Source organism: Cellvibrio sp. 25HG11W-0 (genome assembly GCF_057815475.1).
The window spans coordinates 3,620,676-3,635,939 of the sequence record NZ_CM174230.1 but is presented as its reverse complement, the minus strand read 5'-3'; the positions used below and the strand labels follow the sequence as shown (position 1 = coordinate 3,635,939).

The window sequence follows — 15,264 nt, the reverse complement described above, 5'->3', positions numbered from 1 at the left end:
AATATTACGTTGATCATTATTAGAGAAGATGCCACATGAAATCAGATCGGCCTTTGGTGTTAAGTGTGAATGGTGGATCTTCCAGTATTAAATTTTCGCTCTATAACCGCGATGATTATTTGGTGCCGATCTTTGAAGGTCAGTTGCAAAAAATTGGGCACCCTAAAGCGAGCCTTAGTGTTAAGGGCGTTGAGGCTGCGCATAATTTTGTTAAAACAGTTGGCCTAGGTGATTATGCTGCTGCCATTGAGTTGCTGATAGAGTGGATCGCATCGCAGTTAGATTCTACCTTGGTGCAAGTTGAGCTCGGGCATTTAGTGGCCATAGGTCATAGAATTGTGCATGGTGGTATTAGTTATTGGAAGCCGACAGAGGTAACCCCCAGTTTTATTAAAGAGCTGCGTAAGCTCACTCCACTTGATGCTGAACATGTACCAGAAGAAATTATGCTGCTTGAAGCATTTTTAGCGCGCTTTCCTGCGCTTAAACATATTGCCTGTTTCGATACCGCTTTTCATCACAGTATGCCGCGTGTTGCGCAATTGCTTCCTATTCCGCGTCGCTATGCCATTAAGGGAATTCGTCGCTACGGTTTTCACGGCTTATCGTGTACTTACTTAATACAAGAGTTGGCGCGGCTTGAGGGTGAGGAAGTTGCACAGGGAAAAGTGGTGTTAGCGCACTTGGGCAGTGGTGCCAGCGTAACCGCGGTGGCGGGCGGAAAAAGTATGGATACCAGTATGGGCTTAACGCCTTGCTCGGGCTTGCCTATGGGCACGCGCGCAGGTGATCTTGATCCGGGCTTAGCCTGGTATATGACGCAGGCTGAGCGCATGAACAGTGCGCGCTTTCATACCATGATCAATTATGAGTCGGGTATGTTGGGGATATCAGAGATTAGCGCTGATATGGGTGTGTTGCTCGAGCATGAAGTTAATGATTCCCGCGCGGCTGATGCCGTTGCTTTTTTTTGTTATCAAACCAAAAAATGGATTTGCTCTATGGCTGCGACCTTAGGCGGTATTGATACTTTGGTGTTTTCTGGTGGTATTGGCGAGAACTCACCCGAGGTGCGTGCGCGCATTTGCAGCGGCTTAGCGTTTATTGGTATAGAGCTGGATGCCGCGCAGAACCAACACAATAGCGGCGTTATTTCTTCCGTGAAGAGCAGAGTGACAGTGCGAGTAATGGATACAGACGAAGAGCGGGTCATTGCACAGAACCTTAAGCAATTTTTGAAAATTCATGACGGCAATTAATTTACAGCAATGGCGTTATTTTTGGTGATGGTAATGACGTGTTTAATCAGCTAGCGAATTTAATTAGCCAACTTATTTAAAAGGACAATACTGTGAATATCTCGATACATGAACAAGAGTCTAGCGCGAAGCTTAATGATTTAGAGGGAGATAGTGGTTTGGCAGATCAGCCGCTATCACAAGCATTGTTGAGTAAAATGAATGCCTATTGGCGTGCGGCAAACTATTTGGCTGTAGGTCAAATTTATCTCTATGCTAATGCCTTGCTCAAACAGCCGTTAACACTCGAGCATATTAAGCCGAGGTTATTGGGCCACTGGGGCACAACACCAGGATTAAATTTTATCTATGTTCATTTGAATCGGGTTATCAAGAATTTTGATTTGAATATGATTTATATTGCGGGCCCAGGCCACGGTGGCCCCGCGTTGGTAGCCAATACCTATTTGGAGGGAGTCTATAGTGAAGTTTATCCGCAGGTTAGTCAAAATGAAGCGGGTATGGAAAAACTCTTCAAACAGTTTTCATTTCCTGGGGGTATTCCCAGTCATGTCGCACCGGAAACACCGGGTTCAATCCACGAAGGTGGCGAGTTGGGTTATGCCTTGTCTCATGCTTTTGGTGCCGTGTTTGATAACCCCGATTTAATTGCTGCCTGTGTGGTGGGTGATGGTGAAGCAGAGACCGGCCCATTGGCGACGAGTTGGCATTCCAATAAATTTTTAAACCCCATTAGTGATGGCGCAGTCTTGCCAATTTTGCATTTGAACGGTTACAAAATTGCCAACCCTAGTGTGCTTGCACGTATCCCCCACGAAGAGTTGACAGCGCTATTTCATGGCTATGGTTATACGCCATTTTTTGTGGAAGGTGATGATCCTGAGGTTATGCATCAACTGATGGCGGCAACCTTGGATAAGGTTGTTGCAATGATTCGAAAAATCCAAATGGATGCGCGCGCCAGCGGAATTAGCAAGCGCCCCTTATGGCCGATGATTATTTTGCGCTCGCCTAAGGGCTGGACTGGGCCAAAAGAAGTGGATGGTGTACACATTGAAGGAACCTTCCGTTCACATCAAGTGCCCCTAAGCCATATGGATAAAGCGGGCCATGTACAGATCTTAGAGGCTTGGATGCAGAGTTATAAACCGCAAGAGTTATTTGATGCGGCAGGTAAATTAAATGCAGAACTTTTGGCGCTAGCGCCCGTAGGTGTGCGTCGTATGGGGGCCAATCCTCATGCCAATGGTGGTTTATTGCTGCGCAATTTGCATCTGCCCACGTTTGATACCTATGCCGTAGACCTTCCTTCTCCTGGTGCGATAAAAGCAGAGGCAACGCGTGTTATGGGTTGGTTTTTACGCGATGTAATGGCTAATAATTTATCCAATAAAAACTTTCGCATTTTTAGTCCCGATGAGAATAATTCGAACCGTTGGCAAGATGTGCTCGATGTAACTGAACGCAGCTGGATGGCGCAGACGTTTGAGTTTGATGATAAGTTGTCAACCTCTGGGCGAGTGATGGAAATTTTAAGTGAACATCAATGCCAGGGTTGGCTAGAAGGTTATTTGCTCACAGGGCGACATGGCTTTTTTTCTTGTTATGAGGCATTTATTCATATCGTGGATTCCATGGTGAACCAACATGCTAAGTGGTTAAAAACAGCTAATCATATCCCATGGCGAAAACCTGTTGCCTCGTTAAATTATTTGTTGTCTTCCCATGTGTGGCGCCAGGACCATAACGGCAGCAGCCACCAAGACCCAGGCTTTATTGATCATATCGTCAATAAAAAAAGCGAAGTCACTCGTATCTATTTGCCGCCAGATGCGAATACCTTGCTGTCTGTTACCGACCACTGTTTGCGCAGTCGCAATTATATTAATGTGATAGTGGCAGGAAAGCAGCCTGAGCATCAATGGCTCAATATGGATCAAGCAAAAGAGCATTGTGCAAAAGGTCTCGGTGTTTGGGATTGGGCAAGTAACTACCATGGAGAAGCGCCTGATGTTGTTATAGCCTGTGCGGGCGATGTGCCTACCTTAGAGGCACTTGCAGCCGTTAAGCTACTTAGGACGCATTTTGCTGATCTCAAAATTCGCTTTATTAATGTAGTTGATTTGATGCGCTTACAACCTCAGTCTGAACATCCACATGGGTTAAGCGATACCGATTTTGATGCATTGTTTACTTGCGATAAGCCGATTATTTTTGCTTTTCACGGTTACCCAACCTTGATTCATAAGCTGACCTACCAGCGCACCAATCACCATAATTTGCATGTTCATGGGTTTAAAGAAGAGGGCACAACAACTACCCCATTTAATATGGTGGTACTAAACCAACTAGATCGTTTTCATATATTTCTTAATGTTATAGAGCGAGTGCCGCAATTAGCGTCTCATATTTTATGGGCTAGAGAGTTTCTACAGAATAAGTTGGCTACTCATAAAAACTATATTGAAGAACACGGAGAAGATTTGCCTGAAATTCGAGATTGGGAATGGCGTTAAGGCCATTACTCCTATCTCGGCTGGTGCTCTGTGACTCGTATTTCATGGTGCGAGCGGGTTTGTACCTTTGGTTTTTGGGGCAGGCCTAACCGGTGATGTATACCGGCTTTGGAAATCTGAGTATGAATAAGGAAAATCTGAGCGGGCCCAAAGAAAAGGCTTGGAGGTAAAATCCTATACAGAAGTGTATTGTTTTTATTCTGGCTGGGTGTTTTTTGAGCAAAATTCGCGGGTTTATGCTAGTGGCATATTGAATCTAAAGTGCTACTATGAGCCTCGATTTTTTCTACTCCCAGCCCACACAATAAAAAGAGGTATCCCCGTGGCAAAGCAACTTATGATATACGAAAAAATTCAGCCGCTGTCTTCAGAGGCGCATCGTACTTATTCTGTGCAGGTTGATGACTATAAATTTGCCGGCGAATTGATTTCAGTGCCTGTTCTGGCCAATGAAATCCCCTTTGCTGCCAATGAATTTCCTATTGTGTTTTCTTCGACTGGCGCGGAAGGAGCATACATTCCTTTGGCCATGATGGGCTTGCAATCCGGTGAGAACCTGCTGGTAAGTACTGAAGGTAAATTCAATACCCGTTATATTCCTGGGTTCTTTCGCCGTTACCCCTTTGTCCTAAGTACTGGTAAAGACAGCGATACCATGACCTTGTGCATTGATGACGAAAGCAGCTTTATCGATAAGACTGGCGCAAAAGGTAATCGCTTGTTTGATGATGCAGGTGCACAAACACCATACTTGAAAGAAGTGTTGACGTTTTTGCAGGATTATCATCAGCGCGCTGAAATGACACAGGTGTTCTGCAAGCGCCTCCACGAATTAGATTTGTTGGAGCCTATGCAGGCCAATATTACCTTTAAAGGCCATGCAGAAGCCGGCATTAATCTAACGGGCTTTTTTGCGGTTAAGCGCGAAAAGCTTAAGGCGATAAGCGATGCTGACGCGCTCGATTTCTTTAAGAAAGATGGCCTAGAGTTAATTTATAGTCATCTGCAATCTATGACGAATCTGAATAAGTTGATCGATGCAAAATCTGCACGTTTAGATGCGGCAAAATAAGGGCAGTGCTTAATTCACTGCCAAGGCCGAAGCCCGCAAGGGTTTCGGCCTTTTTATTTTAGCGTTGCTAATTCTATAAGCACCCTGCGAAATGGAAATAATTGAATAGAGATGAATTATGAGGCTTTTCTTTACGAAGCGATGTATGTGCTGAATTCAGCTCGACCTATTTGATACTGCACCTGACGAATGATTACGCTCATTTATATCCGCTTTTGTGTGGCGAGACTCACGCCGCCAATTACCAATCCTGCGCCAAGTAACTGTACAGTTGTTATATTCTCACCTAAAAAGAATGCGGCCAAAAACAGCGTGATAACAGGGCCTATACTGCCTAATACCGCCGCTTTGCCGCTGCCAATAAGGCTTATGCCTTTGTTCATTAAAAAGCTGGGAATTACGGTGCAAAAAATGGCGAGTATCAATGCCAATCCATACACTTTGTTGGTTTGTGCAAAACTGTTAAAACCTAAAACGCCAATGCTATGCACCACTACGCCAGCGCAAGCGGCAAGCATGGCATAGGCCGTAAATCGGCTCGAACCCACCTTGGGAATAAGGTCGCCCGCTAAAACCACAAAAAGTGCAAATGACATTGTGCTGAGTAGCACTAATCCACTGCCGAGCAAGGTGAGATCCCATGCTTGCGTTAGACGCATATCCTGTACAAATACCAACAGCATACCCCCATAGGCGAGCGCTAGAGCCAGTTTGGTTTGGCGGTTAATGGGCTGCTTTTTCCAGCCCGCGAGCATCAGTAATACAAGGGTTGGGTAGATATAAAGAATCAACCGCTCCAAGCCTGCCGAGATATATTGCAGCCCCATAAAATCCAATAGGCTAGAAAAGTAATAACTTAATAAACCAAGACCAATAATTTTCCAAAGATCGCCTTTTTGCAAAGGTGCTAAGGGGAGACGTTGAATTAAGACTGCTATAGCAGCGTAAAAAGGCAGTGCAAAAAGCATGCGTAGCATCAGCAAAGGTGTTGCGCTAATACCTTCGGCGTAGGCCAGTTTAATAACAATCCCTTTGGCTGCAAAACAAAAGGTGCCGAGCACAATACATATTAATCCAAAGCTAACAGATGAGTCGTTAAGTAAACGTTTCATGAATAAATATCACCAAATAAATCCAGTTGTGTAAGATACAGGCGGACGTCAAACTCATACTGGTGATAGTTGGGTTCCATATGGCGACAAAGTTGATAAAAGGCTTTGTTGTGCTCTTTTTCCTTAAAGTGCGCTAGCTCATGTACAACAATCATTTTTAAAAATGCTTCGGGTGCAACGCGAAATAAACTAGCAATCTTAATGTCATTTACAGCTTTTAATTTTCCACCTTGCACGCGGCTAATGTAATGATGCTGCCCTAGCGCATGTTGTATTACTTTTATCTTATTGTCATAGGTCACGCGATTAAGTGGTTGGGTTTTACTCATGTGGCGATTTTTAAGTGCCATAGTGTAGTTGTACAGTTGGCTTTCAGAGCGAACCTGATGCGCAAGTGGATATTTCTTTAAAAGGACTTCCGCCAAACGTCCGTCGCTAATCAACTGATTGGCTTGGCTGATAATCTCTGCAGAGTAGCCCGTAAGGTATTTGAGTTGCGTCATTGATGGTGTCTTATTTAGCTGTGTCTTAATGACATGAGGTGGTTAGCACTGAAGCCTTAGGCGCTTGGCTGTGGTTTTTTTGGCAGGCTTCAGGGTAAAGGCCTCGTATTATATAGCAATAGAAAACGGTATATGCTTATTATGCCGTCTGATTTCGTTGGCTTTATATTGCTTATCGCGAAGTATGAGCAAAGACTGCTAAATGCTATGGCCTTTTTCACAAGCATAGCGGGCTATTATTATGAAAGGATAAATCGATTGTCGAAGACTCTCGTGGTGCAAAATGCCTTCCCCATTCATGCTGACTAATTTATGTGAGAGTTCTATGCTGTGTGAAGAATTGAAATCTGAAGAGGTTGCTAAAGTAAATGACTTTTATAGAAAAACCGCTTATTTTCGATCTGTTACAGAGAAAGAAAGAGTCTTTATTGTCCGTGATGAAGGTAAGATTGTCGGCGCTCTGTGCGTTGAATCTGAGGCAGATATACGGGTTTTACGTGGAATGTATGTATTGCCTGAGCTGGTTCGAAAGAAAATTGGCACGACACTTTTACAGTTTATAGAGCCGGTATTGAAAGATAAGGACGCCTACTGTATCCCTTATCGTCATTTGGAAGGTTTTTATGAAACTATTGGCTTCAAGGCGGTAGATGTAAATAGAACACCAGACTTTATTGCTAATCGCTTTAATTTGTACTGCGCTAAAGGTCTTGAGGTTTTAATCATGTATCGGCCCAAGGGGTAGTTGCATGTGAAATTTAATAAGTAATGCATATTTTTTAATGTCTGTAGCAATGGTGTCTGTAATGTTGGTAAAAGGTGCGTTAAAAAATATGGATCATGCTAAGTTTTAAAACTTAATATAACAGCTTTATATCCTAGTGGAGGAGCTTGAAGCTATGTTTCCTGGGAAGTAAATGCCTGCCAACGGACCGTTTCAGGTGTCGCGGGTCAAGCTCAAAGAGTTGAGTAAGCATGCTGAGGAGTCTAACCGAATACCTCGAGTAGCTTGGTAATTTTTTTTAGATTATCAAAGTGGTTTATTTGCCCGCCATAGAGATACCTAATTGCTGTTAACCTGAGTGGTTTTTAATTAATGAGTAGATTGCGTAAATTATTTCGCTGGGAGCGCGGACGTCAAAATACAGGTTACGAGAAAATGTTGTTGTGCACTGCTCACTGGCCGATAAAGTTTGACTTGTACATTTTAAAATTCAATCTTGGTAGCGAAATTTCCTCTCATATAGATTCTGTGGCCTTTGGTAAACATTACAGACTTAATATCGTTTTGTGGGCAGCCAGTGAAGGTGGCGAATTTATTTGTGTGAATCCTATTTTTGCCACCAAGAGGATTAAGTGTTTCCGGCCTGATATTTCGGAACACAGCGTTACCAAGATCCGTAAAGGGACGCGTTATGTGTTGAGCTTAGGTTGGATTAGGGCTGCATAGCCGATCTTTACGCGTTAAAATTTTGCATTCTATGGTGTAAATGGATATTACTCTTCCAATACATCTGCCGTTAAAATATTCCTCTCAATCAATTCCTGCAGAATATTTCTACACTTTTCTTTTAGCATATCTCTAAGTAGCCGCACTGCGGGCGTAATCGATTGTCGACTGGGGCAGATGAGCCACAGTTCTGTGGCGGTGGGTTGGTAGTCGGGCATGAAGTTCACCACATGGCCCGCTAGTAAATCTGAGGACATGTCTAAACAAGACTTTACTGCTAGGCCTTTGCCCGCCACACACCAGCGGCGCACCAAATCTGCATCGTTGGCGATACGGTTGCCGCGCATTTTTACGGTGTAGTCGCTGCCTTGATGCGTGAATCCCCATGTATCGTGAATCATGTCTTGCAGTTGGTAGAGCAAGGCATTGTGTGCGGGTAATTGATGTGGGTGTTGCGGTGTTCCGTGTTCTTGGAGATATGCAGGGGTGGCACAAAGTAGGCGCGGAATTTTACAGATTTTAAAACCATAGAGGTTTGCGTCAGTCGGTGAGCCGTAGCGCAGGGCGATATCAACGGCATCGCGATAAAAGTCGATATTGGCATCGCTGATGTGTGTCCTCAGGCTTACCTTAGGATATTTATCCATGAATTCATCTAACCACGGAATAATGCGATTGCGGCCGAGATCAGATGAAACTGCAATGCGCAGTTCGCCATCGATAATGCCCAGCTCACCTTGCATACTTTGCTGCGCTTGATCGAGCATTAACAGAGCCTGTTCGCACTGCGGAATGTACTTTTCACCCGCGTTAGAAATACGCAGTTGTCGTGTCGTACGAATAAAAAGCTCTACACCTAGGTTCGCCTCAACCCGTTTAAGCGCCGCACTGGCTGTCGCCACACGCATGTCTAGGCTCGTGGCTGCGGCAGTAATATTGCGAAATTCCGCTACTTTGAGTACAACCTTTAGGTCTTCTATTAGCATATTGTCAATTTATATTTGATAATGATTCAATCATTATGCTGTTTAAGGCGATTTAAGCAAGGGTTACTATGGCCTCACGGACAAGCAATATTCACAGGCATGAATGTACATGCAAAGATATTTTGAGGAATTCCTTATGAAAGCTGTTGGCTATAGCAAATCTCTCTCCATCCATGACGCTGATTCATTGATTGATATTGAGTTGCCGCAACCCATTGCGACAGGTCGTGATCTATTGGTGAAAGTGAAGGCGGTTGCGGTAAATCCGGTGGATTATAAAATTCGTCAAAATATGGCGCCAACCGAAGGTGACTACAGGGTATTAGGGTGGGATGCGGTGGGTGAGGTAGTGGCCTTAGGTGAAGCTGCATCCCATTTTAAATTAGGCGACCAAGTTTATTATGCCGGTGCGTTAATGCGGCAGGGCAGTAATGCGGAATATCAATTGGTGGATGAGCGATTGGTGGCTATAAAGCCTAAAAGTCTCACCGATGCAGAAGCGGCGGCATTGCCGCTGACCGCGATTACGGCATGGGAATTATTATTTGAGCATTTAGCAATTCAACCGCAAGCCCCCAATGCTATAAAGCCATCCAATGACGTTATTTTGGTTGTGGGCGCAGCCGGTGGCGTGGGCTCCATTTTAATTCAACTTGCAAAAGCGATTACCGGCGCGACGATTATTGCTACGGCTTCGCGTGAAAGTTCGCAGGCCTGGGTGAAAGAGTTGGGTGCACATTATGTGGTTGATCACAGCAAACCACTGCAGCCGCAAATTGATGTCTTAGGCATTGGGCAGGTAACGCATGTTGCCAGCCTTAATAGCACAGAAACCTATTTTGAAACCTATGTTGATTTACTTGTGCCTTTTGGGAAAATAGCGCTTATCGATGACCCTAAGACATTGGATGTCGCTAAGATTAAAATGAAAAGTCTGTCTCTACATTGGGAATTTATGTTTGCACGCTCCATGTTTAATGCGATTGATATGCAAGAACAGAGTCGCCTTTTGACGCGCGTGTCTGATTTGATTGATCAAGGTCATATTCAAACAACAGTAGGAAAAGACCTAGGTACTATTAACGCTGCGAATCTGAAAGCAGCGCATGCTACTTTGGAGTCGGGTAGTTCAATAGGGAAAATAGTGTTGCAAGGCTTCTAGTAAAATGGGTGGCAGTAATTCGTCACCTGCATCTTATTTTTCACAGCCTTAAAAAAGACATCAAAAAAGTAACATTGTGTTTCATTGGTCACTTAAAGAGAATTAGATTATGGCGAGATTAACGATAGTTGCCAATATTACGGCTAAGGAAAACCAAGTAGATTTGGTCAAAGCAGAGCTTTTAAAGTTGGTTGATATTACCCGCAGCGAACAGGGTTGCATTAATTATGACTTGCACCAGGATATAGCCAATCCTGCACATTTTATGTTTTATGAAAGTTGGGCGAGCCGCGAACTGTGGCAGACGCATATGGGCAGCCAGCACTTGGTTGAATATCTTGCGGCAGTAGAGGGTGCCGTTGCAGGCTTTAGCCTTAATGAGATGACGCAACTTTCTTGATCGTTAAATCGATCATTCGAGTAAAATGTTGAGTTAGGCGAGGGAAGTATTAATACAATTAATACTTCCTTTTTTTATGGTAAAACTAGCCGTTTGGCCAGATAAAGAAAGGGCCGCCAGATAATCAACAGCGAGGTAAAAAATAAAGTCAGGAAAAAATGCAGCCAATATTGCCCGCTAAAATATTACAGCGCCAATGTGCACCTAAGTGAGCTTGGTCGATATGCATACTGCAACATCTTGGGGCGGAAGATTCAGCTACTATTCCTTCTATTTGTGATCTAATCTTTGCCTTTGGCGTAACAATAGTTGTTTTAAGGCTTCATTATGTTTTTTTTGAGCGGCTTGTTCAAAAAAAGGGATGAAACTTTATTCTAATTATTGTTTGGCCTAATTAATGCTTTATACCTTATGAGTGACTAGCACCTGAGCTTTAATTTCTAAGTTGAATGTAAAGGTGCTGCGATCCTGTGGCAGTCAATTGCTGAAGTTGTCGTAATTTCATGGAGGTAGTATGAGCAATCTGTCTGTAAATAAGGTGCTGGCAAGTCCAGTGACCTTATCGAATATCCCCCCTGTTGTCCGTTTTCATCACTCGCAAATTCTTGCGCTATTCCGCGCTATAGATAGCATGTTAATTGTATCGATATTGTGGGCAATACTAGAGTTGCTTGGTATGACCTGGACCAATGTTCACACAGCATTTTCTATAAGTACGGTAATTTTATTTGGTTACTTTGCCGAAAGTAATGAGGTCTATTATTTGTGGCGCGGTCACTCTATGGCAGATTTGTCTACACGTATATTTTTAGCCTGGTTTGGCACAATGCTAGTTATGGTTTTAGCCTTTGTCTTAATTTACCCTTTTATCGATGTGGCTATATTGCCCATGGCAAGCTGGTTAGTGGCCACGCCTGGCGTCATGATTGGTATGCATATTGGTCGTCGAGTATTGCTCGCTAAGTTACGCTCTAATCCCACTGAGCCACGGCGGGTAGCTATAGTGGGTGCAAATGATTTGGGTTTGCGCTTGCTCAACTCTATGGCGGTTATGCCTTGGCTTGGCTACAAAGTGATTGGGTTTTATGACGATCGCGTAGCGCAGGAGGAAGTGGGGCGACGCCTAAATAATACTAAAATTAAGATTGTGGGCGGTTTAGATCAACTCTACGCAGATGCCCATGACGGAAAATTAGATATAGTTTTTGTTACCTTGCCGATGCGTGCAGAATTGCGTATGCACTCAGTGATAGATCGTCTTGCCGATACCACTGTGTCGCCCTATGTTATTCCTGATGTATTTAGTTTTGATTTGCTGCACTCGCGTTTAACCTGCTTGCAAGGTATTCCAGCCCTGAGTATTTATGACTCGCCCTTGGTGGACAATAGTTGGGCTAAGCGGCTTGAGGATTTTGTGTTGGGCTGTGGCATTTTATTGATGTTGGCCATCCCCATGCTGATGGTTGCTGTAGGTGTGAAGTTAACATCACCCGGCCCCGTATTTTTTAAGCAGACACGTTATGGTATGGGTGGTGAAAAAATTAAAGTGTGGAAGTTTCGCTCTATGACGGTCTGTGAGGATGGGCCGAGTGTGGCTCAAGCAAAACGTGAAGATCCGCGCATTACGCCCTATGGTAATTTTTTACGGCGTACGTCGCTCGATGAGTTGCCACAATTGTTTAATGTTATCTCCGGTAGTATGTCGTTAGTAGGCCCACGGCCCCATGCGGTGGCACACAATGAATTCTATCGCGGACAAATTAAGGGTTATATGTTGCGTCATAAAGTTAAGCCCGGTATTACGGGTTTAGCACAGGTTAATGGCTTTCGCGGTGAGACGGAAACCCTCGACAAAATGTCTGGTCGTATCGCCTATGATTTAGAATACATACGCAATTGGTCGGTGATGTTGGATATTAAAATTTTATGGAAGACGATATTCAAAGGCTTTGTCGGACAAAATGTATATTAATAGATATAGGATAGAGAATGGTGCACGCGCAGCGCTATTGTGCACGCTAGGAGTAGCAGGGATGCTGACAACAACCACTGCATGGGGAGAGGATCGCTTTAGGTTGACTTTAGGTGCCCATGAATACTGGGATAGTAATTTTGCACGCAATGCCATTGTGGACTCTGAGCATTACACTCGCTCGGTTGTAGCGCTTGCCGTGAATGAGCACATTAGTAAGCAACATTTTTCTTTTGGTGTAACAGGCAATCGCTATGATTATGATCAGCGCGATGATTTAGATGTGAGCTTCTATGAAGGTAATGCAAGTTGGCGCAGTGATTGGAATCAACGCGTCAAATCTTCATTGGCTTGGACGCGCGATGCTTATGCTGTTGATCGCCTAGAGTTTGCCGGTAAGGACGTAGTTGCTGTGGATAATCTCACTGGGCAATTTACTCTTGGTACAGGAAATAATGTTGGCGTCACACTAGGTGCAAGCAAGGTGGCGCAAGCACACTCAAATGATGCACGTGAATTATTAGATTTTGATGAGAATGAATTTTTTGTTGAGGGTACTTACACTTCAGCCACTCATTCTTTGTTAAGTCTGCGGCTGCGTCAAGGTAAGCGGGGCTATGTAAATACGGCGCGCGACAATCCTAGCCCATTAGATTTTGATTATGATCAGCTAGAGCTTGGCGGCGTTTGGGTACTGACGCAAAAAACCCAAGTGGAGTTTACCCTAGGGCGCTTTAAGCGCGAGGGTATTATTAATACGGGTACGGGTACTCAGGCGTCGCTCGATATTGGTTGGGCGATCAGTGAGAAACTTAAGCTAGCATTAAGCTATAGCCAAAGCGAGCCTGCACTCGGTGAAACGTCAGATTCACCAGCCGATATACGCGCAAGTAAATTGATGCTTACGTGGGTGCCGGCACACAAGTGGCTGGTTGGTATTAGTGCTGGGTATAGTGAGCAGGGTTATTTGCCGCAGTTGACAGAACCAGCGCGCGAAGAAAATATTATTACCATCAGTCCTTTTACGCTAACCTATCATTTTTCCTCGCTTGCTAGTATTCACCTTGATAGTCAGTGGGTGGATCGTCAATCACCTTTACTCTATCGTGACTATCATTATCTTCAGGCGAACCTGGGTATAACCTTGGTGTTTTAATTCAGATATTTTTCTGATGGTTATTTTTGATGGCTGTTTCGATGGTTTGTTGTGAAAGTTGCTTTTGATAGCTGCCTTTGATAGCTGCCTTTGATAGTTGCTTTTGATAGCTGCTTTTGATAGCTGCCTTTGATAGTTTTCCTGCTGTTGTTGAATCTTCTTACAGAAGTCCCCCTAGGTTAATCTTAATAAACGTTGAAGATAGTGGATTGCCGGTATTGCTTTAGCCGGAGCCATGGCCGCGCCTTCATGTAGAAATTGTTTAGTCTCGGCGCGAAAAACACATGACATAATAAATATATATACCGCGCCGCCAAAACTGGCGAGTAATACTAGGCGTAGTCCTAATGCCCAGTCCTGTGGGAGTAAGAGTTTGGCAGCCTGTACCAAACCTAACATGAGTAAAGCCGCACTAAATGCGGGTGCGACTGTGCCAAGCTGACGTAATATGCTCACCTGAAACACTCTTTTGAAAAACACCAAATTGAAATAAATACTTAGGTAAGAGCGCAGGGAGAATCCGGCTGCAGCGACGGCTATTCCGTAGGGGACCAATAGCAATCCTAACAGGCAATTTATGATAAAAACGATACTTGCGATTGTCATCACAGCGCGGGCATGGCCGTTTGCAGTTAAGGCTGCGTTGATTTGCGCGCTCATGGCGAGCGGTGCAATACCTAAAGCTAGTAAGGTCATCACGTAACCACTTTGAATCCATTTTTCAGTAAAGGCGAATTCAATAAATTCTGGCCCTATAGCTGCTGCACCAAATGTAATTGGAAAAATAAAGTAGGCGCTCATGCGCATAACCCTCAAGGTAGCTTGCGCGCGTGCGTCGCGTTCATCAAGCCGTGCCAGTGCTGGCAATAGTGCTTGCTCAAAAGGTTTTATAATGATTTCTTGGAGAATGAATAATACGCGGCCACCGACTCGGAAGAAGCCTAGTGCTGCGGGCCCCAGCAATATTGCTATCAGCATTTCATAGGCTTTATCCGCAAGGTTGCTAATAATTTGCGAGAGCGTGAGGTGTGTAGAAAAGCTGAATAGGGAGCGAGTGTGAACCATGGAGAAATTAAGGCTGGGTAACCAATGCGCAGTTTTCCAGGTGATGACGGTGATGAGCACCTGGTTAATGAGCTGTTGCCACACCAATGCCCAAACACCGTAGCCGTTAAAGGCAAGCAGTACCCCGATGATGCCGGACAGCAAGCTGGCAATGATGCTGCGCAAAGCAATGGCGCGAAAATTAAATTCGCGTTTGAGTTTTCCTTCATGAACAGATTTGGCGCCCTCGAGCAAGAAGATAATAGAAAGAACCTGCAACAACAATGCTGCACGGGCATCGTAGTAGTGGGCAATTAAGGGCGCAATTGCTAAAAATATTGCCGCTATAAAGACGAGGGCTAGTACTACATTCAGATAGAAGCATGTCGTTGCATAGTCTTGATCCCATTCAGTGTGGCGCACAATCGCATGGGACAAGCCGGCGTTAACAAAAACCCGCCCCAGCTCTACGACTATAAGCGCAAAGGCGACCAAGCCAATTTCCTCTGGCGCCAGCAGGCGCGAGAGAATGATAAAAATCACAAAGCTGAGCAGGCTGTTCGCGCCCGCGGCAGCGCTCATCCAGAGCCCACTTTTACCAAAACTATTTTTTAAGCTCATAGCATCTCAGT

13 protein-coding genes are annotated in these 15,264 nt (G+C 44.4%); 9 read left to right on the top strand and 4 right to left on the bottom strand.

Annotated elements, in window-relative coordinates; genetic code table 11:
• Nucleotides 1-35: 35 nt before the first annotated feature.
• The 3 genes from AC0KUT_RS15160 to AC0KUT_RS15150 all read left to right on the top strand — a co-directional run bounded on the left by AC0KUT_RS15160 (nt 36) and on the right by AC0KUT_RS15150 (nt 4,847).
• Entirely contained in the window at nt 36-1,259 is a 1,224-nt protein-coding gene (locus tag AC0KUT_RS15160; protein ID WP_488831205.1) for an acetate/propionate family kinase, read from the top strand.
• Between the two features lie 92 nt (nt 1,260-1,351).
• Nucleotides 1,352-3,775, top strand: a complete 2,424-nt coding sequence (locus AC0KUT_RS15155; protein ID WP_488831202.1) for a phosphoketolase family protein — start codon at nt 1,352-1,354, stop codon at nt 3,773-3,775.
• A gap of 322 nt (nt 3,776-4,097) precedes the next feature.
• On the top strand, nt 4,098-4,847 hold the full coding sequence (locus AC0KUT_RS15150) for a SapC family protein (protein WP_488831201.1): 750 nt from the start codon (nt 4,098-4,100) through the stop codon (nt 4,845-4,847).
• Nucleotides 4,848-5,050: 203 nt separating this feature from the next.
• Here AC0KUT_RS15150 and AC0KUT_RS15145 read toward each other — a convergent pair whose 3' ends face one another.
• Both AC0KUT_RS15145 and AC0KUT_RS15140 read right to left on the bottom strand, forming a co-directional pair.
• The gene (locus AC0KUT_RS15145; protein WP_488831198.1) at nt 5,051-5,959 is read right to left on the bottom strand and encodes a DMT family transporter; all 909 of its coding nucleotides are present in this window, start codon (nt 5,957-5,959) and stop codon (nt 5,051-5,053) included.
• Nucleotides 5,956-6,462 carry a M48 metallopeptidase family protein gene (locus tag AC0KUT_RS15140; protein ID WP_488831197.1) on the bottom strand — a complete coding sequence of 169 codons (507 nt, stop codon included), beginning with the start codon at nt 6,460-6,462 and terminating at the stop codon, nt 5,956-5,958. Before AC0KUT_RS15140 ends, AC0KUT_RS15145 begins: the two co-directional genes overlap by 4 nt.
• Before the next feature lie 325 nt (nt 6,463-6,787).
• On the opposite strand from AC0KUT_RS15140, the gene AC0KUT_RS15135 reads away from it, so the two are divergent.
• Together AC0KUT_RS15135 and AC0KUT_RS15130 are read left to right on the top strand one after the other, a co-directional pair.
• A complete protein-coding gene (locus AC0KUT_RS15135) occupies nt 6,788-7,207 on the top strand; it encodes a GNAT family N-acetyltransferase (RefSeq protein WP_488831196.1) in 420 nt (139 codons plus the stop codon).
• Nucleotides 7,208-7,558: 351 nt separating this feature from the next.
• Nucleotides 7,559-7,912, top strand: coding sequence for a hypothetical protein (locus AC0KUT_RS15130; RefSeq protein WP_488831194.1), 354 nt, complete (start codon nt 7,559-7,561; stop codon nt 7,910-7,912).
• 47 nt (nt 7,913-7,959) lie between these two features.
• On the opposite strand, the gene AC0KUT_RS15125 is transcribed toward AC0KUT_RS15130, so the two are convergent.
• A complete protein-coding gene (locus AC0KUT_RS15125; RefSeq protein ID WP_488831192.1) occupies nt 7,960-8,898 on the bottom strand; it encodes a LysR family transcriptional regulator in 939 nt (312 codons plus the stop codon).
• 136 nt (nt 8,899-9,034) lie between these two features.
• Between AC0KUT_RS15125 and AC0KUT_RS15120 the strand changes: the two genes are divergently transcribed.
• The 4 genes from AC0KUT_RS15120 to AC0KUT_RS15105 all read left to right on the top strand — a co-directional run bounded on the left by AC0KUT_RS15120 (nt 9,035) and on the right by AC0KUT_RS15105 (nt 13,588).
• Nucleotides 9,035-10,060 carry a zinc-binding alcohol dehydrogenase family protein gene (locus AC0KUT_RS15120; RefSeq protein ID WP_488831190.1) on the top strand — a complete coding sequence of 342 codons (1,026 nt, stop codon included), beginning with the start codon at nt 9,035-9,037 and terminating at the stop codon, nt 10,058-10,060.
• A 109-nt stretch (nt 10,061-10,169) separates the two neighbouring features.
• Nucleotides 10,170-10,460, top strand: a complete 291-nt coding sequence (locus AC0KUT_RS15115; protein ID WP_488831188.1) for a putative quinol monooxygenase — start codon at nt 10,170-10,172, stop codon at nt 10,458-10,460.
• Between the two features lie 514 nt (nt 10,461-10,974).
• Nucleotides 10,975-12,432 (top strand): undecaprenyl-phosphate glucose phosphotransferase, encoded by a 1,458-nt coding sequence (locus AC0KUT_RS15110; RefSeq protein ID WP_488831187.1) that lies wholly within the window; start codon nt 10,975-10,977, stop codon nt 12,430-12,432.
• A gap of 61 nt (nt 12,433-12,493) precedes the next feature.
• The gene (locus AC0KUT_RS15105) at nt 12,494-13,588 is read left to right on the top strand and encodes a hypothetical protein (RefSeq protein ID WP_488831186.1); all 1,095 of its coding nucleotides are present in this window, start codon (nt 12,494-12,496) and stop codon (nt 13,586-13,588) included.
• Between the two features lie 174 nt (nt 13,589-13,762).
• Here the strand turns inward: AC0KUT_RS15105 and AC0KUT_RS15100 are convergent, their stop codons facing one another.
• Entirely contained in the window at nt 13,763-15,253 is a 1,491-nt protein-coding gene (locus AC0KUT_RS15100) for a lipopolysaccharide biosynthesis protein (RefSeq protein ID WP_488831185.1), read from the bottom strand.
• Between the last annotated feature and the right edge of the window lie 11 nt (nt 15,254-15,264).

Coding starts and splice junctions, on each gene's coding strand:
- AC0KUT_RS15160 (WP_488831205.1), top strand. CDS start 36: ATGAAATCAGATCGGCCTTTGGTGTTAAGTGTGAATGGTGGATCTTCC.
- AC0KUT_RS15145 (WP_488831198.1), bottom strand. CDS start 5,959: ATGAAACGTTTACTTAACGACTCATCTGTTAGCTTTGGATTAATATGT.
- AC0KUT_RS15140 (WP_488831197.1), bottom strand. CDS start 6,462: ATGACGCAACTCAAATACCTTACGGGCTACTCTGCAGAGATTATCAGC.
- AC0KUT_RS15135 (WP_488831196.1), top strand. CDS start 6,788: ATGCTGTGTGAAGAATTGAAATCTGAAGAGGTTGCTAAAGTAAATGAC.
- AC0KUT_RS15130 (WP_488831194.1), top strand. CDS start 7,559: ATGAGTAGATTGCGTAAATTATTTCGCTGGGAGCGCGGACGTCAAAAT.
- AC0KUT_RS15125 (WP_488831192.1), bottom strand. CDS start 8,898: ATGCTAATAGAAGACCTAAAGGTTGTACTCAAAGTAGCGGAATTTCGC.
- AC0KUT_RS15120 (WP_488831190.1), top strand. CDS start 9,035: ATGAAAGCTGTTGGCTATAGCAAATCTCTCTCCATCCATGACGCTGAT.
- AC0KUT_RS15115 (WP_488831188.1), top strand. CDS start 10,170: ATGGCGAGATTAACGATAGTTGCCAATATTACGGCTAAGGAAAACCAA.
- AC0KUT_RS15110 (WP_488831187.1), top strand. CDS start 10,975: ATGAGCAATCTGTCTGTAAATAAGGTGCTGGCAAGTCCAGTGACCTTA.
- AC0KUT_RS15105 (WP_488831186.1), top strand. CDS start 12,494: ATGCTGACAACAACCACTGCATGGGGAGAGGATCGCTTTAGGTTGACT.
- AC0KUT_RS15100 (WP_488831185.1), bottom strand. CDS start 15,253: ATGAGCTTAAAAAATAGTTTTGGTAAAAGTGGGCTCTGGATGAGCGCT.